General features: G+C 55.7%; 22 protein-coding genes. 12 read left to right on the forward strand and 10 right to left on the reverse strand.

The genetic code is table 11. From position 1 onward, the window contains the following. Positions 1 to 100: 100 nt before the first annotated feature. From TH4_RS16240 to TH4_RS16260, 5 genes are all read right to left on the reverse strand, one after another. Positions 101 to 1,462 carry an NAD(P)-binding domain-containing protein gene (locus tag TH4_RS16240; RefSeq protein ID WP_064781941.1) on the reverse strand — a complete coding sequence of 454 codons (1,362 nt, stop codon included), beginning with the start codon at positions 1,460 to 1,462 and terminating at the stop codon, positions 101 to 103. A 75-nt stretch (positions 1,463 to 1,537) separates the two neighbouring features. Further along, entirely contained in the window at positions 1,538 to 2,578 is a 1,041-nt protein-coding gene (locus tag TH4_RS16245) for a heme-dependent oxidative N-demethylase family protein (protein WP_064781942.1), read from the reverse strand. 14 nt (positions 2,579 to 2,592) lie between these two features. Next, on the reverse strand, positions 2,593 to 3,558 hold the full coding sequence (locus TH4_RS16250; RefSeq protein ID WP_064781943.1) for a PDR/VanB family oxidoreductase: 966 nt from the start codon (positions 3,556 to 3,558) through the stop codon (positions 2,593 to 2,595). After that, the gene (locus tag TH4_RS16255) at positions 3,555 to 4,166 is read right to left on the reverse strand and encodes a dimethylamine monooxygenase subunit DmmA family protein (RefSeq protein WP_064781944.1); all 612 of its coding nucleotides are present in this window, start codon (positions 4,164 to 4,166) and stop codon (positions 3,555 to 3,557) included. Before TH4_RS16255 ends, TH4_RS16250 begins: the two co-directional genes overlap by 4 nt. Positions 4,167 to 4,247: 81 nt before the next feature. Then, the gene (locus tag TH4_RS16260) at positions 4,248 to 5,381 is read right to left on the reverse strand and encodes an aminomethyl transferase family protein (RefSeq protein WP_063090375.1); all 1,134 of its coding nucleotides are present in this window, start codon (positions 5,379 to 5,381) and stop codon (positions 4,248 to 4,250) included. A gap of 394 nt (positions 5,382 to 5,775) precedes the next feature. Here TH4_RS16260 and TH4_RS16265 point away from each other — a divergent pair, with 394 nt between their 5' ends. The 6 genes from TH4_RS16265 (at position 5,776) to purU (ending at position 12,019) form a co-directional block, all read left to right on the forward strand. Beyond that, the gene (locus tag TH4_RS16265; protein ID WP_174713875.1) at positions 5,776 to 6,480 is read left to right on the forward strand and encodes a helix-turn-helix domain-containing protein; all 705 of its coding nucleotides are present in this window, start codon (positions 5,776 to 5,778) and stop codon (positions 6,478 to 6,480) included. Between the two features lie 118 nt (positions 6,481 to 6,598). Next, positions 6,599 to 7,495 carry a class II glutamine amidotransferase gene (locus tag TH4_RS16270; RefSeq protein ID WP_064781945.1) on the forward strand — a complete coding sequence of 299 codons (897 nt, stop codon included), beginning with the start codon at positions 6,599 to 6,601 and terminating at the stop codon, positions 7,493 to 7,495. Between the two features lie 83 nt (positions 7,496 to 7,578). Beyond that, positions 7,579 to 8,265 (forward strand): GltB/FmdC/FwdC-like GXGXG domain-containing protein, encoded by a 687-nt coding sequence (locus tag TH4_RS16275; RefSeq protein WP_063090378.1) that lies wholly within the window; start codon positions 7,579 to 7,581, stop codon positions 8,263 to 8,265. 66 nt (positions 8,266 to 8,331) lie between these two features. Next, on the forward strand, positions 8,332 to 9,660 hold the full coding sequence (locus TH4_RS16280) for an FMN-binding glutamate synthase family protein (RefSeq protein ID WP_064781946.1): 1,329 nt from the start codon (positions 8,332 to 8,334) through the stop codon (positions 9,658 to 9,660). Between the two features lie 87 nt (positions 9,661 to 9,747). After that, the gene (glnT, locus tag TH4_RS16285) at positions 9,748 to 11,052 is read left to right on the forward strand and encodes a type III glutamate--ammonia ligase (RefSeq protein WP_064781947.1); all 1,305 of its coding nucleotides are present in this window, start codon (positions 9,748 to 9,750) and stop codon (positions 11,050 to 11,052) included. 82 nt (positions 11,053 to 11,134) lie between these two features. Then, on the forward strand, positions 11,135 to 12,019 hold the full coding sequence (gene purU / locus TH4_RS16290; protein ID WP_008892009.1) for a formyltetrahydrofolate deformylase: 885 nt from the start codon (positions 11,135 to 11,137) through the stop codon (positions 12,017 to 12,019). A gap of 84 nt (positions 12,020 to 12,103) precedes the next feature. Here the strand turns inward: purU and TH4_RS16295 are convergent, their stop codons facing one another. Then, positions 12,104 to 14,266 carry a dihydroxy-acid dehydratase domain-containing protein gene (locus TH4_RS16295; RefSeq protein WP_064781948.1) on the reverse strand — a complete coding sequence of 721 codons (2,163 nt, stop codon included), beginning with the start codon at positions 14,264 to 14,266 and terminating at the stop codon, positions 12,104 to 12,106. Between the two features lie 72 nt (positions 14,267 to 14,338). Beyond that, positions 14,339 to 15,100 (reverse strand): SDR family NAD(P)-dependent oxidoreductase, encoded by a 762-nt coding sequence (locus TH4_RS16300; RefSeq protein ID WP_064781949.1) that lies wholly within the window; start codon positions 15,098 to 15,100, stop codon positions 14,339 to 14,341. Between the two features lie 241 nt (positions 15,101 to 15,341). Here TH4_RS16300 and xylF point away from each other — a divergent pair, with 241 nt between their 5' ends. The 5 genes from xylF (at position 15,342) to TH4_RS16325 (ending at position 21,096) form a co-directional block, all read left to right on the forward strand. After that, a complete protein-coding gene (xylF, locus tag TH4_RS16305) occupies positions 15,342 to 16,373 on the forward strand; it encodes a D-xylose ABC transporter substrate-binding protein (protein WP_064781950.1) in 1,032 nt (343 codons plus the stop codon). 101 nt (positions 16,374 to 16,474) lie between these two features. Next, entirely contained in the window at positions 16,475 to 17,740 is a 1,266-nt protein-coding gene (locus TH4_RS16310) for a sugar ABC transporter permease (protein ID WP_083997146.1), read from the forward strand. 11 nt (positions 17,741 to 17,751) lie between these two features. Beyond that, complete coding sequence (locus TH4_RS16315) at positions 17,752 to 18,579, forward strand: ATP-binding cassette domain-containing protein (RefSeq protein ID WP_008892004.1); 828 nt, start codon at positions 17,752 to 17,754, stop codon at positions 18,577 to 18,579. A gap of 17 nt (positions 18,580 to 18,596) precedes the next feature. Next, the gene (locus TH4_RS16320) at positions 18,597 to 19,778 is read left to right on the forward strand and encodes a fumarylacetoacetate hydrolase family protein (protein ID WP_008892003.1); all 1,182 of its coding nucleotides are present in this window, start codon (positions 18,597 to 18,599) and stop codon (positions 19,776 to 19,778) included. Positions 19,779 to 19,836: 58 nt separating this feature from the next. Then, positions 19,837 to 21,096: an ROK family transcriptional regulator gene (locus TH4_RS16325; RefSeq protein ID WP_064781952.1), complete on the forward strand. Its 1,260-nt coding sequence runs from the start codon at positions 19,837 to 19,839 to the stop codon at positions 21,094 to 21,096. A gap of 78 nt (positions 21,097 to 21,174) precedes the next feature. Here TH4_RS16325 and TH4_RS16330 read toward each other — a convergent pair whose 3' ends face one another. The 3 genes from TH4_RS16330 to araD form a co-directional block, all read right to left on the reverse strand. After that, positions 21,175 to 22,689, reverse strand: a complete 1,515-nt coding sequence (locus tag TH4_RS16330) for an aldehyde dehydrogenase (NADP(+)) (RefSeq protein ID WP_063090389.1) — start codon at positions 22,687 to 22,689, stop codon at positions 21,175 to 21,177. A 69-nt stretch (positions 22,690 to 22,758) separates the two neighbouring features. Then, positions 22,759 to 23,478 (reverse strand): ribonuclease activity regulator RraA, encoded by a 720-nt coding sequence (locus TH4_RS16335; RefSeq protein ID WP_064781953.1) that lies wholly within the window; start codon positions 23,476 to 23,478, stop codon positions 22,759 to 22,761. An 11-nt stretch (positions 23,479 to 23,489) separates the two neighbouring features. Continuing rightward, positions 23,490 to 25,223, reverse strand: a complete 1,734-nt coding sequence (gene araD / locus TH4_RS16340; protein WP_064781954.1) for an L-arabinonate dehydratase — start codon at positions 25,221 to 25,223, stop codon at positions 23,490 to 23,492. Between the two features lie 227 nt (positions 25,224 to 25,450). Between araD and TH4_RS16345 the strand changes: the two genes are divergently transcribed. Continuing rightward, on the forward strand, positions 25,451 to 26,161 hold the full coding sequence (locus tag TH4_RS16345) for a GntR family transcriptional regulator (protein WP_083997147.1): 711 nt from the start codon (positions 25,451 to 25,453) through the stop codon (positions 26,159 to 26,161). Positions 26,162 to 26,171 lie beyond the last annotated feature (10 nt).

Consider the following 26,171-nt stretch of genomic DNA (forward strand, 5'->3'; position numbering starts at 1 on the left):
AACCCCGCAGCCATGTCGACTGTGGGGGTGACTGCGAGTTTGGTTAAGGGAGACGGCGGGCTTGCGCCCACTTCTTTGAAAGTCCTGAAAGTTCGGCTGCCTATTCGGCAGCCGTTTTCTTGCCGACTTGCAAATAGGCTTCAAGGCTGTCATCAAGTTCGTCCAGCCACGGCGTGTGATGGGCCGGTGACATATTGCCCGTCATCAGCGAGCGATAGGACTTGTTGCGATAGCCCATGATGTCGTCGGCCTTGTCATGTTCCCATTCCTCGAAGGTCTTGTTCACCCCTTCGATATCGAACATCGGATAGTCCGTCATTTCGATCAGATGGGCGGTGTAATCACCCTGGAACCAGATCATGTCGTGGTCGTCCTTAAGACCTTCTTCGCGATCACGCCAGGCTTTGCTGTCGGCCTTCATCTCATCCTTGGATGGCAACGGAATGCGGCCCATGATCACGTCACGGGCAAACCATGCCTGCGCGTCAAACATGTTGAAGGTATAGAACTGGTCCTGCATGCCGAGATACATCATCTTCGGATTTTCTTCCCAGACGACACCCTTATAAAGACCAAGCGGCCACAGGCGGTTATCGGTCTTAAGACGCAGATCATCGGTCAGGAACGGGAAGTGATGCTGATAGCCGGTGCACAAAATGATCGCATCGACGTCGCGTGATGAGCCATCCTTGAAATAGGCGGTATTGCCATCAACCTTGGTCAGAAGCGGGACCTCTGCCCAGTTATCTGGCCAATCAAACCCTATCGGGTTGGTGCGGTGGCTGACCGTGACCGATTTGCAGCCATATTTATAGCATTGCGATCCGATATCCTCGGCCGAATAGGACGTGCCGATGATCAGGATATCCTTGCCCTTGAATTCCAGTGCATCACGGAAATCATGAGCATGCAAAACACGCCCGCCAAAGGTGTCAAATCCGGGGAATTCCGGCACATTCGGGGTCGAGAAATGACCATTGGCAACAATGACATGATCAAATTCCTCGGTTGAAACCACATCATTTTTCAGATCGTGCGCGGTCACCAAAAACGTTTGGCTTTCTTCATCAAACTCAACACTGCGGACCGGGGTTCTGAAACGCACCCACGGGCGGACATTGGCCTTTTCAACGCGGCCCTTGATGTAATCCCAGATCACCGCGCGCGGCGGATAGGAAGCGATGGGTTTGCCGAAATGTTCCTCAAACGTGTAATCGGCAAATTCCAGGCATTCCTTGGGCCCGTTCGACCACAGATAGCGATACATCGACCCGTGGATCGGTTCGCCATATTCATCAAGACCGGTGCGCCAGGTGTAGTTCCACAAACCACCCCAGTCTTCCTGACGTTCAAAACACACAATCTCGGGGATTTCGGCCCCTTTGGCGGCAGCAGATTGAAATGCACGCATCTGCGCCATGCCTGACGGACCGGCGCCAATAATTGCAACACGAAGTGTCATAGCCTTAAATCCCCAATAAAAGCGTTGTGCCGTTTATGCGTCTCCTCTGCCCGGCTTGTGCCGGTTCGTTCTTGGTTAATCGGGGAAGATCCCCGGTGACGTCGGCGCCCCGTCGTCAAATTGTGAAAGCCACTCGACCAGGATCGGGTGGTAACGCGACAGCCCCTTGTAATCGACAAGTTCGGGCCGCAAATCGCGCATGACACGATGCAGGCGACGCCCCCATTTCGGCTGGGTCACCACTTCGTTCATCGCCATCAAATAAGTCCGGATCGGAAACAGGATCGCGTTGGAGCGCGGCAAGCGCCAAAACGTCTGAAGCTCCACACGCAGATGGACCTTTTCACCGATATTTTCCGGTGTCACGGTCATGCGGTCCGGGCCCCATTTGGGATAATTTTCCGGGCTGGTATCGAGACGCGGATTGACCGTCAGCGTCCAGTTCAGGCGCCGGGATGGCTGCCCCTGCGGCAGGGTCAAAAGGAATTTCAGAGCGCGCTGGAACACCCCAAGTTCGTGGGCCAGCGGCACGGGCGCATGCCATTCAAAGAAATTCATGCCAATGTCGAAATCAAGCGACCAGTCGGCCTGTGCGGTGATGATCCCGGCATCCATCCAAAGGTTGCCATCGCGCTGATCAAGGATGGCGTGATCGCCTTGTACCTGGCGTCCGATATATTCCATCGGATGGCAGGGCAGTGTCGAACTGTCACCAAAGGTAAAGGTATCGTCGATCTGAAGCGGTTTGTTGATCCAGTGCCAGCGATCCCCATCCATGGTCAGTTTGAACAGATCAGGATAATCGCGTGCTTTGGACACCATCACGAGTTCAAGGAAATCCCACCCGGCGGTTTCCATATGCGGCAGGGCCTGACACCGACCGGGGTCGTCTGCCAGAACAAGGGCGCGGTCCTTCATTTCCGCGACATAATGTTCATCAACATCAAACGCATTTTCAAACGGGCTGCCGGCACGCGCCGCATGATGCGGTTCGATATTGGTAGAATACATATATTCGTCTTCCGGGAACGGGAACGGAAAACGCGGAATGTTTGACGGACTGTTGGCGTAGGTGAAATCACCGCGGAAGCTCTCGTCCTTAAACTGGATGGTCATGACTGAAATCCCCCTTACAGATCAAGTTCAAGGCGTTTGCCACGGAACCGCGAAACACACGGCATGATCCGTTGCTTTGCCGCACGCTGTTCTTCATCAAGCCAGTGGTCGTTGTGCATGATCTCGCCGTCGCAGGCGACGACCACCGTTTCACACTGACCACACGCCCCACCACGACACATGCAATTGATCGGGGTTCCGGATGCCTCGACCGCTTCAAGCAGGCTTTGTTCTGCACCCACGGTGATATCAATCCCGGCCTTGGCCAAATGCACTTCAAAGGGTTCGCCAACCGGCGGGGCCAGGAAGTGTTCGAAATGAACGTGTGCTGCGGGCCAGCCAAGACTGGTTGCGGTTTGGACCACCCGTTCGATCATGCCCTTTGGGCCGCAGACATAGACATGCGTGCCAAGGGGCTGATTGGATAAAAGCGTTTCCAAATCAACGCTTTCGCCCTGATCATCGCAATAGCACGACACGTGATCACCGAACCGGTCGGCAAGGCTGTCCATATAGGCCGCCTGTGATACTGAACGCGCAGCATAGTGCAGTTCAAACGGCACGCCGAGCTTATCGGCCTGGGCCATCTGTGCGATGAACGGCGTGATCCCAATGCCGCCCGCAATCATCAGGTGCTTTCGCGCCCGCAGGTCCAGCGCGAACAGATTAACCGGGGCAGAGATTTTCATCTGCATGCCAGGTCGCACCTGTTCATGCATGAATTTCGATCCGCCGCGCCCGGTATCGTCACGGCGCACCGAAATCGCATATTGGTCGCGCTCGAACGGGGAACTCATCAGCGAATAGGGATTTTTGCGTTTCGTGCCGTCATCAAGCATCTCGACAACGATATGCGCCCCGCCCGAAAAGGCGGGCAGTTCATCGCCATTCACATGCTTGAATTCGAACCGTTTGATGATCGGGTTGACCTCGACCACGTTGCTGACAACCACCGGAATCAAATGATCGGACGCACTCATTTGAACACCTCCTTGATTTCGATTTCTTCAGACGGGTCTTCGGCATTGATGCAGACACCCTGGAATGCCGCCAGACGACGGGAATAGTGATCACGCACGAGCAATAGCAAATCGCAGGACGGACATTTGACCGGCTGGGTGGTGACGTCCTCGATCATGGTTTTGCAGTGAACGCACTGAACGCGACGCGCCAGACTGCCGCGATGCTCACATTGCACGGCTGTATGATCGAGACCACATTCCTCACCCTTGGCAACGCCCTGCCCGACCAGACCTTCGGTACCGGCAAGATACAGCTGACTGCCCATCTTGGCGTCCGATAACCAGTCGCCGAGTTTTGCGACGGCTTCTTCGATGGTCGGGAAATGTTCGAACCGCTTGGCGCCCAGCGCATAAAGCGACGTGATAAGCGCAGCTTCACCCGGGGTCGGCACATAAAGGATATGTACCTTTTCCATCATGTCGCGCGGCAGTTCCTGCACGACCCGGATAACGCATTCGGCACCGGATGCATCGGCCAGAAAATAATGCGCCAGACCCGGCACGATTTTTAACGTGCCATAGGTCGGACGGGAAAGAATGCTTTCTTCGATAAGACTCTCAGACATGGTAGCGGGTCCCATTCTGTCAGAAACCTCATGGATCAGGCAGTTGATCCGGGGGCCTCTGACAGCCCCCGGTCAGTTTGCTTAACCCTTGGCTGTTCTTTTCAATTTTTTGGGGTCGTCAAATGGCATGGTATGGGCCATTCCGCCGAGCATGCCTTTTTCACCCGTCACTTCGAGCTTCACACCCTGTTCGGCGCAATCAACCGCCAGACGGGCGATGGCCATCGTCTGATCCTTAAGCGGTGAATACATCGCACAGGTCACGACACCGACCTTGGCCCCGTCCTTGAACACTTCCGCCCCTTCGGCCGGGACTTCCTTGCCATCAAACAGGATGCCAAAGATCTTGAAGCGTTCCTTGCCCTTGAGGCGGTAATGTTCCTCGGCACCGCGGAAGCCGGTCTTGCCCGGACTGACGGTGAAATCAAGGCCAAGCTCCCACAGGGTATCGCCCGGTCCTTCGTTTTCAAACGGGTACATCTGCGAGTTATCGTAAGGGTAAAACAGCAGGTAGCTCTCAACACGCAGCATATCAAGTGTCGTAAAGCGGGTCGGGATAATGCCCATATCCTTGCCCTCGGCAACAATGCGGTCCCAAATCATTCCGGCATCCTGACCACGACAGAAAATCTCATAGCCGCGCTCCCCGGTATAGCCGGTGCGCGAAATCATCACAGGCAGGCCAAACAACTGGGTCTGCGTATGATGGAAATACGGCAGATCGCGGATGCCCGGCACATATTCCGCCAGATAATCGACCGCAAGCGGCCCCTGCAGCGATAAATCATGAAGGTTGTCATCAAAACGAACCGACACATCACGGCCCATGGCGGCCTTGGTCAGTTCTTCGTGCCCGGTGCCCGATCCGTGCACCACCATCCATGAATTCGGCCCCATGCGGTAAATCACGCAATCGTCGGTGAACTTGCCCTGATCATTCAGCATGCAGGCATAGACCGATTTGCCGGGATAGATCTTTTCGACATTGCGCGTGGTGGCATAGTCGATCACGTGGGATGCATGCGCGCCGGTGATGTGAACCTTTTTCAGGCCCGAAACATCCATGATGCCGGCCTTGGTGCGGATCGCGATATATTCCTCGTCCCAATCCTTGTCATAGGTCCAGGCGGTGCCCATCCCGCTCCAGTCTTCGAGATTGGAACCAAGCGCGCGATGCCGATCGGCAAGGGCTGAAAATCTCCAGCTTGCAGTCATAGTGATGGCCTCCTGATATGATCGCCTTTGCGCACAATCAGCGCGCTATTATCGGCTTATTTTGTTCCATATTTTGGCGGCATCTTGTTCGCGAACGCAATAATTATTTTTCATATTATTCAATTTTTATTCCTTAAAGGCTATTTTCTACGGCATTGCAGCAACTTCCATCCCCACCCCTCATGCCGCCTTTGCGGAAATTTATTTTCCCTGGAGTTGATAAATATTTCCTGCCAGTGTAAGTCATGCCTATGGCGTATGGCCGACCAATAGGGGCAAAAGCCCGGGCACATACGACCGATAAAAAAGCAGGCCGCAGCAAGTGGCCGTTCGAGGAAACCAGAAACGAGCGGACCCGCACCGGGACAAAACCGGTGACGGAGGACAAGCCAGCATGGCAAATAGCAAAACAACACAAGCACCGCAGACCACCGCCAATAGCGAGCAAGGATCAGGCATGGACACCAAGAGCAAACCCGCCGCCCTCACCCAGGACCCGCATGCGCTTCGTGAACCCAAGGAAAACAATCTGGAAATTGCCATCGGCCATGAAGTCCGAGCGCTCCGCAAGAAGCTGGGCATTACGATTTCCGATCTGGCGTCGGCAACCGGGATTTCGATGGGGATGCTTTCCAAGATCGAAAACGGCGTGACATCGCCATCGCTGACCTCGCTTCAGGCACTGGCAAGTGCGCTGGGTGTGCCAGTGACCGATTTCTTCCGCCGTTATGAAGAACCACGCAATGCGGTGTTCGTGAAATCCGGCGAAGGTGTTGCGATTGAACGCCGCGGCACGCGCGCGGGCCATGAATATAACCTGCTGGGTCATATCGATAACAACACCAGCGGTGTCGTGGTCGAACCCTATTTGCTGACGCTTACCGAGGAGTCGAGCAGCTTCCCCGCCTTCCAGCATGAAGGCATGGAATTCATCTATATGCTTGAGGGTGAAGTCCGTTACCGCCATGGCGATCAGCTTTACTACATGAAAGAAGGCGACAGCCTGTTCTTTGATGCTGATGCCCGTCACGGACCGGAAGAACTTCTTTCATTTCCAATACGTTACCTATCAATCATCTGCTATCCCGCCCGGGGATAAGCATTCACTCCGGTGAAAACATCAATTCACTGAGAAGAAATTTTTATTCTTCATAGTTGATTCCGCATTCGCGAACAGGTAGTCTCCGTTTCAGAAACAGAATGGAGACTGTCCTGCCATGTGCGGCATTGTTGGTTTATTCCTTAAAGATAAAAGTCTGGAACCACAGCTCGGCGCGTTGTTGTCTGAAATGCTGGTGACCATGACCGACCGTGGTCCCGATAGCGCGGGCATCGCAATTTATGGCGCAGATCAGAATGATCTGGTCAAACTCACGATCCAGTCTCCGGAGCCGGAAACAGATTTTGCCGGCCTGACCGAAGACCTGCGCAAAGCCGGGATCAAAAACGCATCCATCCTGCCCAAAAACACTCATGCGGTGATTACGGTTTCAAGCGATCAGATCGATGCGACCAGAAGCGCACTTGAAGACCTTCGTCCGAATGTCCGCGTCATGGGGACGGGTACGGCGATGGAAATTTACAAGGAAGTTGGCCTGCCCAAGGACGTGCTGGAACGCTTCAAGATTTCCGACATGTCTGGGACCCACGGGATCGGCCATACCCGCATGGCAACCGAAAGTGCGGTGACGACCCTTGGTGCGCACCCGTTTTCGACCGGTTCGGACCAATGCCTTGTGCATAACGGTTCGCTGTCGAACCACAACAACCTTAGGCGCGAACTGACCCGCGAAGGCATTCGTCTTGAAACTCAAAACGACTCAGAGGTCGCAGCCGCCTATCTGACCGGCGAAATGGCCAAAGGCAAAAACCTGGGCGAGGCCCTGACAAGTGCGCTTGATGACCTTGATGGCTTCTTCACCTTTGTGGTTGGCACCAAATCGGGCTTTGGCGTTGTCCGCGACCCGATTGCCTGCAAACCGGCCGTGATGGCGGAAACCGATGCCTATGTCGCGTTCGGGTCAGAATACCGGGCACTGGTCAACCTGCCGGGCATCGAAGACGCCAAGGTTTGGGAACCGGAACCGGCCACCGTCTATTTCTGGGAACACTGATTAACACGAACCCTGTCGGCTGCTGCCATGTGCGCGCCGACCCGACTGCACTCACCCTGCAGTCTTATGAGGAAGGAACACACATGCCAGTGTTTGATCTTGCAACCACCGAACTGCGCGCGCTCAATCAGGCGCTTCATGCGCTTGATAAAAGTGGTGTGCCTGAGGATTTCGAAATCACCAATCCGCGCGGCGCACATGCCGTGGCGGTCGGCATCGACGCACCGGTCAATGTCACGATTAATGGCAGCGTCGGCTATTACTGTGCGGGCATGAACGAACAGGCCACCGTCACGGTCAATGGCAATGCCGGTCCAGGTGTGGCCGAAAACATGATGTCGGGCAAAGTCGTGATCAAAGGCGATGCCAGCCAGTATGCCGGCGCTACCGCCCATGGCGGGTTGCTGGTGATCGAAGGCAATGCGTCGTCACGCTGCGGCATTTCGATGAAAGGTGTCGATATCGTCGTTAAGGGCAATATCGGCCACATGTCGGCCTTCATGGCGCAATCAGGCAACCTTGTTGTTCTGGGCGATGCCGGTGACGCGCTGGGTGATTCGCTTTATGAAGCGCGCCTTTTCGTGCGCGGCACGGTCAAAAGCCTCGGTGCCGATTGCGAGAAAAAGGAAATGCGGGCGGAACATATCGACCTTCTGACCAAGCTTCTTGCAGATGCAGGCATCACGGATGTGAAGCCCGAGGAATTCACGCGATATGGCTCGGCCAGAACGCTTTACAACTTCAGTGTCGATAATTTCGACGCCTATTGATGCGGCACGCTGAACGCCACGCGGATCAAACCTCCGAGCGCGTCAGCCCAAAGACAGGATCAGATCATGACCTACAAAAATCCCGTTACGACGCCGCGTAAATCGGCAACCTTTGATGACTACACCCTTTCGGAAATCCGTCGCGCAGCCGCGACTGGCATCTATGACATCCGCGGTGGTGGTGCGAAACGCCGGGTCCCACATTTCGATGACTTGCTGTTCCTTGGTGCATCGATGTCGCGCTATCCGCTCGAAGGCTACCGCGAGAAATGCGAAACCGCCGTCACACTCGGCACCCGTTTTGCCAAGAAACCGATCGAGCTTAAAATTCCGATCACCATTGCCGGTATGAGCTTTGGCTCCCTGTCCGGCCCGGCCAAGGAGGCGCTTGGACGTGGCGCGTCTGCTGCTGGCACATCGACCACCACCGGCGATGGCGGCATGACCGAGGAAGAACGCGGCCATTCCACACAGCTTGTTTATCAGTATCTGCCGTCACGTTACGGCATGAACCCGCGCGACCTGAAACGCGCCGATGCAATTGAAATCGTTATTGGTCAGGGCGCAAAACCGGGCGGCGGCGGTATGCTGCTGGGCCAGAAGATCTCGGACCGCGTTGCCGAAATGCGCAACCTGCCGATGGGGATTGATCAACGGTCCGCTTGCCGTCATCCGGATTGGACCGGCCCGGATGATCTTGAGATCAAAATTCAGGAAATCCGCGAAATCACCGACTGGGAAAAGCCGGTCTTTATCAAGGTTGGCGGCGCACGCCCCTATTATGACGTTGCCCTTGCGGTCAAGGCCGGTGCCGATGTCATCGTGCTCGATGGCATGCAGGGCGGTACGGCCGCGACGCAGGAAGTCTTTATCGAACATGTCGGCCAGCCGACCCTTGCCTGCATCCGCCCGGCGGTGAAAGCATTGCAAGACATGGGCATGCACCGCAAAGTACAGCTGATCGTTTCGGGTGGCATCCGAAACGGTGCCGACGTTGCCAAGGCGCTTGCCCTTGGCGCGGATGCGGTTTCCATAGGGACCGCGGCCCTTGTCGCCATCGGTGACAACGACCCTAAATGGGAAGCAGAATATAACGAACTTGGCACCACCGCAGGTGCCTATGACGATTGGCATGAAGGTCGTGATCCCGCAGGCATCACGACACAGGATGCCGACCTGATGAAGCGGGTTGACCCGATTGCCGCCGGACGGCGACTGGCCAACTATCTGAAGGTCATGACCCTTGAAGCGCAAACCATTGCGCGCGCCTGCGGCAAAAATCATGTGCACAACCTCGAACCCGAGGATCTCTGCGCACTGAACATCGAAGCGGCCGCCATGGCTGGTGTACCGCTTGCCGGAACCAACTGGGTTCCGGGTCAGGGAGGATTCTAGAACAGCTAACCTACCACCGGACCGGGTGCCCCCCAAGGCGTGCCCGGGGAACCGATGGTTATTGATAAAATTCGTCAGGGGACTTCGATGACCAAGGATCTATCAGCCTTTGCCCGGGAACGCGGCATCAAATACTTCATGATCAGCTTTACCGACCTGTTTGGCGGTCAGCGCGCCAAACTGGTCCCGACCCAGGCAATTGCCGACATGCAGGAAGAAGGTGCAGGCTTTGCAGGTTTCGCCACCTGGCTTGACCTGAGCCCGGCGCACCCCGACATGTTCGCCATTCCTGATCCTAGCTCTGTCATCCAGTTGCCCTGGAAACCGGAAGTCGCCTGGGTTGCTGCCGATTGCATCATGGAAGGCACACCGGTCGAACAGGCCCCGCGCAACGTTTTGAAAGCCCAGATCGCCAAGGCGGCCGAACTTGGCCTCAATGTCAAAACCGGGGTCGAGGCGGAGTTTTTCCTTGTCACCACCGATGGTTCGGAAATTTCCGATCCGGCCGATACGGCGGAAAAACCCTGTTACGACCAACAGGCCGTCATGCGCCGTTATGACGTTATTGCCGAGATTTGCGATTACATGCTTGAACTCGGCTGGGGTGCGTATCAGAACGACCATGAAGACGCCAATGGCCAGTTTGAAATGAACTGGGAATTTGATGACGCACTTAAAACTGCCGACAAGCATTCCTTCTTCAAATTCATGGTCAAATCAATCGCCGAAAAGCATGGCCTGCGCGCCACCTTCATGCCAAAGCCTTTCCCGGGCCTGACCGGCAATGGCTGCCACTGCCACGTATCAGTCTGGGATAATGACGGCACCAACGCCTTTGCCGATAATGACATGCCATTTGGTCTCTCGGCCAAGGGCAAGCATTTCCTTGGCGGCATCATGAAGCATGCGTCTGCCATGGCGGTGATCACCAACCCGACGGTCAATTCCTATAAGCGTATCAATGCGCCGCGCACCATGTCGGGTGCGACCTGGGCCCCGAACACCGTGACATGGACGGGCAACAACCGCACGCACATGGTCCGCGTTCCGGGGCCGGGGCGTTTTGAACTGCGTTTGCCCGATGGGGCGACAAACCCGTATCTTCTTCAGGCCGTGATCATTGCGGCCGGTCTTGATGGCATGGCAACCAATGCCGATCCGGGGCCGCATTACGATATCGACATGTACAAGGAAGGGCATTCGATCAAGGATGCACCGCGTCTGCCGCTGAACCTGCTCGATGCCCTGCGTGAAATGGGCTCTAACGAAGAGCTCCAGCTTGCGATGGGCAAGGAATTTTCAAGTGCCTATCTCAAACTCAAACAAACCGAGTGGAATTCTTACGTTTCTCACTTTTCCCGCTGGGAACGTGAGAACACACTTGATATTTAATGCTTCTGCCCGGCCTTATCTCATTCCCCGATGGACGGGGCCGGGCAATTTTTGATTATTCCAAACGAGAAAGCCAGACGCGATGAAAAGCTACGTTCTGACTGTTTCCTGCGATTCTCAGCGCGGGGTGGTTGCTGCTATTTCGACCTATTTGGCAGATAACGGCTGCAACATTACCGATAGCTCCCAGTTTGACGACCAAGAAACCGGCTTGTTCTTTATGCGGGTTGCCTTCGTCAGCGAAGAAGGTGTCGATCAGGAAACCCTGATAGCAGGCTTTGAGGGTCCGGCAGCAGAACTTGGCATGAAGTACGAAATCCATGACAGCTCCGAGAAGATGAAGGTTCTTCTGATGGTGTCGCGGTTTGGTCATTGCCTGAACGATCTGCTGTATCGTTGGAAAATCGGGGCGCTTCCGATTGACATCGTTGGCGTGGTGTCAAACCATCTTGATTATCAGAAGGTTGTCGTTAATCACGACATTCCCTTCCACCACATCCCGGTTACCAAGGAAAACAAGCCCGAAGCCGAGAAAAAGCTTCTCGATGTTGTTTCTGACTATAACGTCGAACTGATCGTTCTGGCCCGCTACATGCAGGTCCTGTCAGACAGCCTGTGCAAGAAGATGAGTGGCAAGATCATCAACATCCACCATTCCTTCCTGCCAAGCTTCAAGGGTGCCAACCCGTATCAACAGGCCTATGTGCGCGGGGTCAAACTGATTGGCGCAACGGCGCACTATGTCACCGCCGACCTTGATGAAGGTCCGATCATCGAACAGGACATTGCGCGCATTACCCACGCCCAGAACTCGGCCGATTATGTGTCGATTGGCCGCGATGTCGAAAGCCAGGTGCTGGCCCGCGCCGTGCATGCCCATATCCACCACCGTTCGTTCATCAACGGCAACCGCACCATCGTCTTCCCGCCAAGCCCGGGAAGCTACGCATCGGAGCGCATGGGCTAAGCCCAGCACCTGCGACAATCAAAAACGCCCCGGCCATTGCGGCACGGGGCGTTTTGCATTTTGGATCGCGCGAAAGCGTGCGGCTTAGCGCCAAGATTTGGTTGCGCGACGATCGACGGCACGGGGCACAATACCGCGTGCGGCATTGCCGATCCCGTCAAGCACGTTGCTTGCGGCGATATCACACTGGCGATCGGCCATGCGTTTTAACCGTGCATCAAAGACCGGCTTGCGATCTGCAATGTCGCGGGGATCGGATGCGACCTCTTCCCCACGTTTGAATGCCTCGGGATCGAGCCAATCCAGCGTTAGTCCCGTCAGATCAAGACGCAGCACATCGCCATCCTTAAGATAGCCGATTGCACCACCTGTAAAGGCCTCCGGCACCATATGACCGATACAGGCGCCCTTGGTCACCCCGGAATAACGTCCATCGGTGATCAACATGGATGATGCTTCGAGAATGCGGTGATGGCGCAAATTCTGCGACGGCGAAAACATTTCCGGCATGCCATAGGCTTCCGGCCCCTGCCCGCCAATGACAAACGCAAAGGACAGATGACCCTGTTCGAACATGTCCTTTGGCGCATTCATATCAACGCGGTTCCCGCCATTCCGACGCACGACTGCGGCAATCAATTCTTCATCAACGCCATCGGTTTCAATCAGTCGTGTGATCAAATCGGGCGAGGCAAAGTCGGCATTACAGACATGTTCATTTTCGTAATAGCGCACGATGAAGACATGATCATCAAAGTGCGACAATAACCGGTCGCTCATGCCCGATGTTTTAACCGCGCAGTTTTCAAAGAAACTGCCGGTGATGACATCAACACCTGAACGCTGCCTGACCGGGTTGGCACGAATAACCGATGCATCGCCCAGCGACAGATCAACCGGGTTTTCCAGATTGGCGATCCGTTCCGCCCAGGTTTTTCCGAGGATGGTCGGCGCATCAAGATCCATCGCCACGCCAAGGTCGGCCAGAATGCGATAAATGCTTTCCATACCGCGGTTTTTGCCTTCGGCCATTTGCTGGGCCAAAACAAAAGTGTCACGGTTTTCCGTCAGGCTGTGGGCGAAAATTTCCGGCACCGGGGTTTTGGTGCGCACATCCTGATAATCATCGATCGAGATGTCAAAACCGGCATAGCGCATCATGAATGGCAGATGCAAAAGCATGTTGCTGCTCGATCCCGTGGCATTATGAACACGCACGAAATTGGCGAAGTTGGCCTTCAGCAGATTGCCAATCGCATATTCCGGCTTGTTGAAAACGCCAAACAGGGCATCGATCCCGGCTGCCACGGCTTCGAACGGCGGGACATCGGTCAGCAATTCCAGTTCTGGCGGGGTCAGGCCGAAGGCCGCCAACATGGTGCGCGATGAATTGCCCGTGCCGTTAAAGGCACAAATGCCACCTTTGGAATCACAGGTCGCCGTTGCCAGTTCGTCCAGAACCCGGCGTTCAAGCAACCCGTCGATAATCCCCAGAAGCCGGGCACGTTCGAGCAACCCTGCAAATGCCTCGTCCGAGGTGCATTGCAGGATATAGCGCATGTTTTCGCGGATATCAGCACCAAGGTCATCATGCCCGGCGGCATCAGAGTCAGCGGCGATTTTATCGAGCAAACGACGCGTGCCTTCGGGAATTTCACCGCCTTTAAGAACATGCGACGGCGCAAACACCGCCCAGACCGGCGCCTGATCGCCGCGCCAGGCGCGTGCATGATCGGCCGCTGCCAGACCGGCGACCACAGCGGCAGGGGATTTGTCACAGCCGGCAATCACATAGGCCGCATGATAGCTGTGGCCTTCAAAGGTGATATTGACCGCCGCTGCCGTATGGTTGCGCGATGCCAGTGAATAGCTTTGCCCGATATTGTTTTGCGCCGTGCCATCGCAAATTACCGGTACATGGAACAGGAACGGAACCCCGCCCATTTCCCAGATGCGCAGTGCCGCCATCAGCGCCTGCGGACGATCCAGAAGATGGGCCGGATGATCCGGCGCACCAGCAATGATTGCGATGCGCGGGCGGTTTTCCACCAGACGCCCGACCACTTCCTTGATTTCAGGAACGGCAAAATTGCGTCCACTGGCAACAACCGGGTTTTCGTTCACCGCATCGCGCAACAACCGGACGACTGTGATCGGCTGGTTGGCGAGACCCTGAATGCAGTCGCGATACGGGTTGGCTTTTTCATCGATGATGATTGGCTGATCAGAGAGATTTGCAGGCGACATATACTGTTTTTTCCAAGTTCGAGCAGTGGTCTCGGTGTGCGCAGCGGTCTTGGCACCCGTCGAACCACACGATCAGACGATGCCGCCATCCACGATAAAGTTCTGTGATGAACAGGCCGACGAAACATCAGATGCCAGGAAAAGAACCATCTGTGCAACATCATCCCCCACCAGCCGGCGTTTGACGCATTGCTGCTCCTGAATGCGTTCTTCATCCTCGGGAGAAATCCAAAGATCAAGCTGGCGCTGTGTCATGATGCAGCCCGGCGTCACCGCATTAACGCGAATGCCATATTCACCCCAGTCCCGGGCAAGCGCGCGCGTCAGTCCGATAATACCGGCCTTTGCGGTCTCGTACGTTACCAGATCCGGCAGGCCCATCATATAACTCACAGAACTGAAATTGATAATACTTCCGCACCGTTTTTCCTTCATGCCCGGTGCGACTGCCTGGGCACAAAAGAAATGATGGTTCAGGTTCACATCCAGGCCATCACGCCACTTGTCAGGACTGATATCTTCGGGCGAATGCCGATCATCGCGCGCCGCATTGTTCACCAGAACGTCAATCGGGCCAATCGCAACCGACATGTCGCGAACCGCATCGGAAATGGATGATTGGTTGCGCAAATCAAGCGATTTGTAGACCGGGGTTACGCCGTGGTCTTCCTTGATGGAGGCGATCAGTTTTTGCGCGGCGGCATCATCGATATCGAAGAACCCGACCCGCGCCCCCTGCGCACAGAATGCGCGCACGATCGAAGCGCCAATCCCGGATGCACCGCCGGTTACAAGCACGGATTTACCGTCAATGTCGTGATAACTCGCTGTCATAACGTTCCCTGTCTCTTTTCATATTATTTTAGGTGAACAAATTAATTGCTGCAGCGCACCACACTATAAACACCATCAATTCAACCCTTAATCGCAAACTGCGATATAAAAATGCGTGAAAAGCGATGAATTTAATTTATTCACTAAAAAATATTTGACAGGACGCCTTCTTCACGTCAACATTTTTTCGATAACAAAAATAAATGTCACCAGAAGACACATTTATTCAGGGAAGAAACCGATGAAAAAACTCCTATCAACGGCCATGTTGGCCGGAACCGTTCTGCTGTCTGCAAATGCCTTTGCTGCTGATCTGACTGTTGGTGTCAGCTGGTCGAACTTCCAGGAAGAACGCTGGAAAACCGATGAAGCCGCCATCAAAGCCGCTCTGGATGCTGCGGGTGCTGAATACATCAGCGCAGATGCCCAAAGCAATCCGTCCAAACAGCTTTCCGATATCGAAAGCCTGATCGCACGTGGTGCCGATGCCCTGATCGTCCTGGCACAGGACTCAGCATCAATCGGCCCGGCTGTCGAGAAGGCCCTGAACGAAGGCATTCCGGTCGTCGGCTATGACCGCCTGATCGAAGACTCGAACGCCTATTACATTACGTTCAACAACAAGGAAGTCGGCCGCCTTCAGGCCGAGGCCGTTTTTGCCGAACAACCGAAGGGCAACTACGTCTTCATCAAAGGCGCACCGACCGACCCGAACGCCAACATTCTGCACGAAGGACAGCTTGAAATCCTGCAGAAGGCAATTGACGCGGGCGACATCAAAGTTGTTGGCGAAGCCTATACCGACAGCTGGCAGCCAGCGATTGCGCAGCGAAACATGGAACAGTTCCTGACGGCTGCGGACAACAAGGTTGATGCCGTTGTCGCATCCAACGACGGCACCGCCGGTGGTGTTGTTGCCGCACTGTCTGCACAGGGCATGCAGGGCATTCCTGTATCGGGTCAGGACGGCGATCACGCCGCACTGAACCGTGTTGCACTTGGCACCCAGACGGTTTCGGTCTGGAAAGATGCCCGTCTTCTTGGCAAGCGCGCGGCTGAGATCGCCGTTGAACTTGCCAAGGGCACCAAGCTTGACGAGGTTGACGGTACCGAAGATTGGCAGAGCCCGAATGGTGTGACCATGAAGTCTTACTTCCTTGATCCGGTTGCGATCACCCAGAACAAACTTGATCTGGTGATTGATGCTGGCTGGGTATCGAAAGACGTGGTTTGCCAGGGCGTAACCAACAGCAAGGTTGCGGCCTGTAACTAGGCCAGCCTGTTTCCTCCGACCTTGCATAAACCCGGGGCCGACTGCATTCCACATATCGCGCAGATATCGCAGTTCGGCCCCGCTGCTTTACGAGCTTTTTCATGTCACGACTACTTTCGAAAATGGAAGTCGACCGTCGTCTGGTTGGCCTCGCCGTTGTCCTACTGATTATCTGGGTGGGTTTTGACATTGCCTCGGGCGGTCGCTTTATCACGCCCCGAAACATCTTTAACCTGTCGGTTCAGACTGCCTCTGTGGCGGTGATGGCGTGCGGCATGGTCCTGATCATTGTCACCCGCCATATCGACCTTTCGGTCGGGGCGGTCCTGGGTGTTCTGGCCATGATCATGGGGGTCGTTCAGACCGATGTCCTGCCACAGTTTCTTGATTACAACCATCCCCTGACCTGGGTTCTGACACTGCTGGTTGGCATTGTTGTCGGCGGCCTGATCGGTTCCATTCAAGGTGTTGCCGTCGGTTATCTTGGCGTCCCGGCATTCATCGTGACACTTGGCGGGCTTTTGGTCTGGCGCGGATCCGCTTGGTGGGTCACACAAGGGCGCACGGTTGCACCGCTTGATCAGAATTACATTCTGCTGGGCGGCGGCATCGAAGGAACGATTGGCGCAACCTGGAGCTGGATCGTCGCCTTGATCGCCATTCTTGCGATCATTTACGCCGCGATCATGGAACGCCGCCGTCGCCTGTCCTTTGAATTTCCGGTCAAACCAATCTGGGCCGAATACACCAACACGATTATCAAGGCTGGCTTGGTCCTGGTTGTTGTCGCGACACTGAATGCCTATCACCTGCCAACGCGCGCGGCAGAACGCCTTTTGGAAAACAAGGGCATTCCGGTCACGCCAGAAAACCTTGAAATTTCGCATGGCATTCCGATCCCGCTTCTGATTGTTGCGCTTGTCGCGATCATCCTGACCATTGCGGTTAAACGCACCCGTTTCGGGCGCTATGTCTTTGCCATTGGTGGCAACCCGCAGGCGGCCGAACTGGCCGGGATCAACGTCAAACGCATGACAGTGGCGGTCTTTGCCTTGATGGGCGTGCTTTGTGCAATCAGTGCGGCGATTTCATCGGCCCGCCTGCAATCAGCGGGCAACGATCTGGGCACGCTTGACGAACTTCGCGTGATTGCAGCCGTGGTCATTGGCGGCACGTCGCTTGCCGGTGGGCTTGGGACGATCTATGGCGCGCTGATCGGTGCGCTGGTGATGCAAAGCCTGCAAAGCGGCATGGCGCTTTTGGGCGTGGATACCTCATTGCAAAGCATCGTCATCGGCCTGGTTCTTGTCGTCGCCGTCTTTAGCGACAAGTATTTCCATCGCCGTTACAGCGACCCGACCGCGTAAGGAGACCCGTGATGACTGATCCAAACATGACCAAAGATCCGCTGGTCGAAATGCAAGATATCCATATCAGCTTTGGCGGGGTGAAGGCTGTTGATGGCGTATCCATTGATCTTTATCCCGGCGAAGTGGTTGGCGTTCTGGGCCATAACGGTGCGGGCAAATCAACGCTGATCAAAATTCTTTCCGGTGCCTATCAGGCCGATAGCGGCCAGATCATTGTCGATGGCAAGGAAGCCAAGATCGAGAATGCGCGCGACGCACGCGACAACAACATCGAAACGATCTATCAGAACCTGGCACTTGCCGACAATCTGGATGCCGCCCAGAACCTGTTTCTGGGACGTGAAATCACTGACAAGTTCGGATTTCTGGATGATGCCGCCATGGAACACAAGGCGCGCGAGGTCCTTCATCGCCTGAACCCGAACTTCAAAAAGTTCACATCCCCCGTGTCTGCCCTTTCGGGCGGGCAGCGCCAGTCGGTTGCGATTGCACGTGCGTTGTTGTTTGAAGCACGCGTGCTGATCATGGATGAGCCCTGTGCGGCCCTTGGGGTTCATGAAACAAAGATGGTCGGCGAACTGATTGACCAATTAAAGCGTGACGGTTTGGGTATTTTGTTGATTAGCCACGATCTTCATGATGTGTTTGACCTTTCTGACCGGTTGCATGTCATGAAGAACGGAAAACTGGTTGGCAGCGTTAGAACCGAAGATGTCACACATGACGACGTACTTGGGATGATCATTCTGGGCAAAATGCCCGAGCACCTTCTGCATCTGGCGGGCCCCGGCGCAACCAATGCAACGGGTGCCGCGAATGGCACCACCCACAGATAAACAAGCGAGACACCGAGATGACCACAGGCTTCCCCATCAACGCCCAAGACATCCTGCCCGATGACGCAAGTAATGCCGTCCTGATCGGGCGCATCTGGGACCCGCGCGTCTCCGGACCAACACCGGTGCTTCTTGATGGTGAAACGCTGCGTGATATCAGCAGTGTCGCACCAACCGTCAGCGAAATCCTTGAACTTGATGATGTTCTGGCAAAGCTTTCAAACCCGGCAAGCTTCCCGACTGTCGCTACCCTCAGTGATATTCTGGACCAGTCCCGTCCGGGGGCCGATGAAAACACCCCGCATCTTCTGTCCCCCAATGATCTGCAGGCGATCAAGGCAAGCGGCGTGACCTTTGTCGCAAGCCTTCTTGAACGCGTGATCGAGGAACAAGCACGCGGCGATTCAAGCAAAGCCGATCAGATCCGCACCGAGATCACCGGCATTATCGGTGATGACCTCTCACAGATCGAACCGGGTTCGCAAAAGGCCGCCGACATCAAAACCGTGCTGCTCGAAAAAGGCGCCTGGTCGCAATATCTTGAAGTCGGCATTGGTCCGGATGCGGAGATCTTTACCAAGGCACCGGTCATGTCGGCTGTCGGGCATGGCGCGCATGTCGGCCTGCACCCGATTTCAACCTGGAACAACCCGGAACCTGAAGTGGTTCTGACCGTGACATCAAAGGGCAAGATCGTCGGTGCCACACTTGGTAATGACGTCAACCTGCGTGACGTCGAAGGGCGCTCTGCCCTGCTACTCGGCAAGGCAAAGGATAATAACGCATCCTGTGCGATTGGCCCGTTCATCCGGCTGTTTGACGGCAAGTTCACGCTGGAAACTGTCAAATCGGCAGATATCGCCATGGCCGTTGATGGACCCGAGGGATATCACCTGGATGCGGTCAGCTCCATGAGCCAGATCAGCCGCACACCCGAAAGCCTTGTTTCACAGGCGATCGGCAAACATCACCAATATCCGGATGGCATCATGCTGTTTCTGGGAACGATGTTTGCGCCGACCGATGACCGGGGTGGTGCGGGCAAGGGCTTTACCCATGAAATGGGCGACCTTGTCAGCATCTCGACACCAAGCCTTGGCAAACTGGTCAATCAGGTTGACCGTTCGGATGCCATTAAACCCTGGACGTTCGGGATCAGCGCGTTGATGAACAACCTTGCGCGTCGCGGGTTGCTCTGACCGCTCGCACATATAAATTGCCCGAACGGGCATGTTAACAAGGATACTGATCAACCACATGATGCGCCGTACAGAAAGCGAAACACCGCGCCAGCCCTCCCAGACGGCGATCTTGCGCTATCTGCGCATGCATGGCCCTGCTGCGCGCATTGATATCGGTACGGCAACTGGACTAAGCCCTGCGACTGTCACGTCGCTAACCGCCGACTTGATGGCGCAGGGTTTGGTAAAGGAAAGCGAAGGCAGTAACAATAACGGCACCGCAAACGGCAACAGCAATGGGAACGGAACCACCCGTGGTCGTCCCAAGGTCTTGCTGGATCTGGTGCCTAATGCGGCCTGCGTCATCGGGGTCAAAATCACCATCAATCTGATCGAAATTGCGCTGGGCAATTTCAAGGGCGAGATTGAACGCAGCATCGAACACTGCATCAATACCCGCGACCTTGGCGCAGAAGAACTCACCAGAACCCTGATTGCGTTGATTGACCGGTTTCTTGAAAAGAACCGCGATTTCTGCGTCCATCCGCCCGCGGGCATCAGCATCGCCATTCAAGGGGTGACTGATAGCAACAGCGGCGAGATCATCTGGTCGCCAGCGCTCCGTCATCGCCATATTCCCTTGGTCAAATCACTCAGCGAGCGATATGGCAGCGCTGTTCAGATGTCGAACGATGCAAACTGCATCGCAACGGCGATCTCGCAAAACAACAACCTGCATAATGACGGCGACTTTGCCGTGATCATGCTGGGCTATGGCATCGGCATGGGACTGGTTCTGAATGGCAAGGTCTATAACGGTGACTTTGGCACTGCTGCGGAATTCGGCCATACCAAATACCAACCTGACGGGCCATTGTGCAATTGCGGCCGGCGTGGGTGTCTTGAAGCCTATATCGGGGACTATGCCATCCTGCGTGATGCACGCGGCGTGATTGACCTGCCCGATACCAACAACCTGCACCCCAGCGAAGAACAGATGATGGATCTCGTGGCCCGGGCCCGCCGCGGCGACACCGGTCTTGCCGAACTTTTCCGCCATGCTGGCAAGGTATTGGGATATGGCATCGCCAACCTGATTGCCCTGCTGGGGCCCAAGCAGATTTTCATTACAGGATCGGGTGCCCGGGCATTCGACATGATGGAACCGGAACTCAGGCGCGGTCTGGACGAGGCACAGGTACCGGAACTCAGCCGAAACCCTACCATCACCTACCTTCCGTGGGACAAGGATCTGGCCCTTCAAGGGGCGATTGGTCAAAGCCTGCTCAGGCATGATGAAAACATGTTTCAGGCCACCGCAACGGCCCGGGTCTAACAGATCCGGAACTAACAAAAAAGCCGCCCAAATGGGCGGCTTTTTCTTTTCAGCAAAGCTATCGCGAAGAGATATCGCTTAGGCGATGTCTTTGGGCAGAACATCGGTCGGGATGTTCTGATAGCAAACCGGCCGCAGGAAGCGACGGATGGCCATGGTTCCGACAGAGGTTGCCCCGAAGTTGGTCGATGCCGGGTATGGTCCGCCATGAACCATGGTGTCGGATACTTCCACACCGGTCGGGAAACCGTTGGCCAGAACGCGGCCAGCCTTGTGTTCAAGGATCGGCAGAAGCGAACGGGCATCTGCCGCGTCGGCTGCATCAAGATGCAGAGTGCAGGTCAACTGACCTTCAAGCGATTTGGCAATCTTGCGCATTTCGGCAACGTCCTTGACGCGTACGACAAGGCCGAGCGGACCAAAGACTTCTTCGCCAAGCTCATGGTTGGCAAGCCAGTTTTCACCGGTGGTCTCAAACAGATACGGCGTTGCATTGCGCAGATCACAAGACGTGGTCAGAACTTCTTTGACACCCGAAGTCCCCGCCACACGCTTTGCACCGGCGCGATAGGTTTCTGCCATACCGTCGGTCAGCATGGTTTGCGGACCAACACCCGAAAGGCCTTCCTTGGCCGCGGCAACGAATGCATCCGCATCCGGACCTTCGATCACAACGGCAATACCCGGATTGGTGCAGAACTGGCCGGCACCCATGGTCAGCGACCCTGCCCAACCTTTACCGATTTCCGCACCGCGTGCCTTAACAGCAGCCGGCAGCAGGAACATCGGGTTGACCGAACCAAGTTCGCCAAAGAACGGGATCGGTTCCGGACGGGCAGCACACAGATCATAAAGCGCACGGCCACCGCCAAGCGATCCGGTAAAGCCAACCGCCTTGATCAGCGGATGCTGCACCAGGCTTTGGCCAACGTCACGTTTACCGCCCTGGATCAGGCTGAATACGCCCGGGTGAACACCACATTTCTTGATCGCAGCATCAATCGCCTGGGCAACGATTTCACCGGTTCCCGGATGGGCAGAGTGGCCCTTGACCACGACCGGGCAACCCGCAGCCAGTGCCGATGCGGTATCACCACCCGCGACCGAGAAGGCCAGCGGGAAGTTGGACGCACCAAACACAGCAACCGGGCCAATCGGACGCTGCATCAAACGCAGGTCAGGGCGCGGCAACGGCGCACGATCCGGAAGAGCTTCGTCATAACGACGATCCAGATATTCGCCGTCAAGGATGTGGCTGGCAAACAGGCGAAGCTGACCGACGGTACGGCCGCGCTCACCCTGAAGGCGTGCTTCGGGCAGGCCGGTTTCCTGGGTGCCGATTTCGGTGATTTCATCGCCACGTGCGTCGATTTCATCCGCAATGGTGTTGATGAATTTCGCGCGCTCTTCGCGGGTTGAATAACCGTAAGTCCAAAAGGCTTCTTCGGCGGCCTTTGCAGCCTGATCAACCAGTGCGGGTGTGCCGACCGGGAAGGTGTTGGCCGGGCCGTGGGCCGGCTCGGACTGGAAGGTCGTCTCGCCAGCGACCCATTCACCGGCAATCAGATGTTTTCCTGTCAGGGTATAAGACATTTCAATCGATCCTCTGGAATGCGTGGATAGGGGTAAATTGATTACATGAAGGTCAACGTAACCGCGATTTTACTGACTTGCCAGCCATTCCTCATACTTTTTGTGATTCTCTTCTTTGGTGCAGGGATAAAGTCCGATAATTGACGCCCCGTTGGCCACTTGTTCGATCACAAAGGCCTCGTAACTTTCCATGCCTGCGCAGGCATCGGCGATCTCGTCTGCCAGATGTGCGGGGATCACCATGACCCCGTCCGTATCGCCAACAAGAACATCACCCGGGAAGACGGCAACATCGCCACACGCGATCGGAACATTGATATCAAGTGCTTCGTGCTTGGTCAGGTTGGTCGGGGCTGACGGACCGGCACAATAGGCGGGCATGTCAAGTTCACCGATCCCCTCGGCATCGCGGAAACCGGCGTCTGACACGATCCCGGCACCACCGCGCACAGCCAGACGGGTAACAAGGATCGACCCGGCCGATGCCGCTGACGCATCCTTGCGACCATCCATCACCAGAACATGGCCCGGCGGGCAGGTTTCAATAGCAACACGTTGCGGATGGTCTTCGTTGCGGAACACCTCGATCGGGTTGCGGTCTTCGCGTGCGGGGATATAGCGCAGCGTAAAGGCCTGCCCGACCATGTTCTTCTTTTTCGGTGCCACCGGTCGGACACCCTGAATGAACTGGTTGCGCAGGCCCCGCTTGTAAAGCTGGGTGGCAACAGACGCCGTCGAGGTGCGCATCAGCTTTTCGCGCGTGGCATCAGACAATACATATTCCGTCATGGTCGGTGTCCTTAGAAAATGTCAGGTTCGCCGGCAGTTTTGCCGAAATCGGTTTCAAGGAAGTCAAAATCGCAGCCCTGATCGGCCTGAGTCACATGGCGCGAGAACATATAGCCATACCCACGTTCAAACCGCGGTTCGGGCGGTGTCAGGGCCTTGCGCCGCGCTTCAAGCTCTTCGTCGGGGACGAGCATATCAAGCGAGCGATTTGGAAGATCAAGGCGGACCGTATCGCCATTTTTCAGAAGTGCGAGTGGCCCACCGATATAGCTTTCCGGGCTGACATGCAGAACACACGCGCCGTAAGACGTGCCCGACATGCGGGCATCGGAAATCCGCAGCATGTCACGATGGCCCTGCTTGATCAGCGCCTTGGGGATCGGCAACATGCCCCATTCCGGGAAACCGGGACCGCCTTGCGGACCGGCATTGCGCAAAACCATCACATGATCCGGCGTGATATCGAGGTTCTCGTCATCAACGGCCTTTTTCATTTCCGGATAGCTGTCAAACACAAGCGCCGGGCCTTCATGGACATGGTATTTCGGATCGCATGCAGCCGGCTTGATCACCGCACCGTTCGGGCACAGATTGCCCTTAAGCACGGCAAGGGAGCCTTCCTTATAGACCGGATTATCAAGCGGGCGGATGACATCATCATTATAGACCACCGCGCCTTCAAGGTTTTCACCAAGGGTCTTGCCAGTCACCGTCATACAACTGGTATCCAGACGATCTTCCATCTGCTTCATCAGGGCGCGCAGGCCCCCGGCATAGAAGAAGTCCTCCATCAGGTAATCCTTGCCCGATGGCCGGACATTGGCGATCAGCGGTGTGGTGCGGCCAAGTTCATCAAGGTCTTCAAGCTTAAGCCCCACACCGGCACGTTTGGCCATTGCGATCAGATGAACCACGGCGTTGGTGGAACAACCGGTTGCCATGGCAACGATGGCCGCATTTCGGCAGGATGCGTCGGTGATGATCTGATCGGGTGTCAGGTCTTCCCAGACCATCTCAACAATGCGGCGTCCACAATCAGCCGACATGCGCTGATGACCGCTATCAACCGCCGGGATCGATGATGCACCCGGCAAGGTCAGACCCATTGAGTCGGCAATCGCCGTCATGGTCGATGCGGTTCCCATGGTCATGCAGGTCCCGGCAGATCGGGCAATCCCGCCCTGAATACCCAGCCATTCTTCGTCACTGATATTACCCGCGCGCCGTTCATCCCAGTATTTCCAAGCATCAGAGCCCGACCCAAGGATTTTGCCCGCATAGTTACCGCGCAACATCGGCCCGGCAGGCAGATAGATCATCGGCACACCGGCCGAAATCGCACCCATCACCAGACCCGGCGTGGTCTTATCACAGCCGCCCATCAAAACCACACCATCAAGCGGGTGGGACCGAATCATTTCCTCGGTCTCCATGGCAAGCAGGTTGCGATAAAGCATCGAAGTCGGCTTGGTGAAGCTTTCATCAACGGAAAGCGACGGCAGTTCGACGGCAAAACCACCCGCCTGTGCAACACCGCGTTTCACATCAACAACTCGTTCGCGGAAATGCGAATGACAGGTATTGAGCTCCGACCAGGTATTCAGGACACCGATGATTGGCTTGTCGTGAAAATCGTCTTCGGAATAGCCAAGCTGCATCATCCGTGATCGATGGCCAAATGTCCGCAGATCGTCGGGGGCGAACCATCGTGCCGATCTCAGGTCCTGAGGCTGTTTCTTACTCATTATCTTATCCTCGGAATGTAAAACGCGACCATGCTTGCAACGGGTGGCACTCAGAAAGGCGATCTCCGGTCTTGGACGTAAACGCCATGGCCTGAGGATTTCCGCCGCCGCTGACAGGCACAGAAAGATATTCACTTTTGACTATTTGATATAGTAATATATTAGTGCATGTCGAGCAAGACGCCTGTATACAAATTGTGTGACCAGAAATGAATTGCGGGAACATCATGGTCGAAAACCTTTTGAAAGACGCACCGATCGCCAAAAAGCGCCTGCCCAAACTCAAACGTGGCTCGGCAAGTACGCAGCTCCATGATTCTTTGCGCAAACGCATCATCGATCTGGAACTTGCCCCGGGCCAATACCTGTCGCGGGCCGAAATCGCCGAAGAATACGGGGTCAGCCAGACACCGGTCCGTGATGCGTTGCTCAAGCTTGAAGAAGAAGGTCTTGTTGACACCTTCCCGCAATCCAAGACAGAGGTCTCGCGCATCGATGTCGAGCAAGCGCTGGAAACCCAGTTCCTGCGTCTTTCGGTCGAGCTGGAGGTCACCCGCCGTCTCGCCAATGCCAAAGACCCTGCCCTGACTGTCAAAGCGCACTCCATCCTTGCTCAGCAAAATGCGGTCAGTGCCGCAAACGATCTTGATACCTTTGGCAAGCTTGATCGCGATTTCCATTACGCGCTCTATGAGGCTGCCGGTGTTGCCCAACTCTATGGCGTGGTTGAAGCCAGGTCCGGCCACATTGACCGCCTGCGCAAGCTTAACCTGCCCGACCCGGGAAAATCGGCATCGATCCTTGATTGCCATGCGCGCATTCTGGCCGCGATTGACAAGGGTGAGGCCGATACCGCCTGCGAGGTCGTTCGCGAACATCTGATGGGAACCCTTGCCACCGTCGATGCCATCCGCGAACGCCATCCATCCTTCTTCTAGGACGGCGCAG

Origin of the sequence: Thalassospira tepidiphila MCCC 1A03514 (assembly GCF_001662875.1) — a bacterium.
Classification (GTDB): Bacteria; Pseudomonadota; Alphaproteobacteria; order Rhodospirillales; family Thalassospiraceae; genus Thalassospira; species Thalassospira tepidiphila.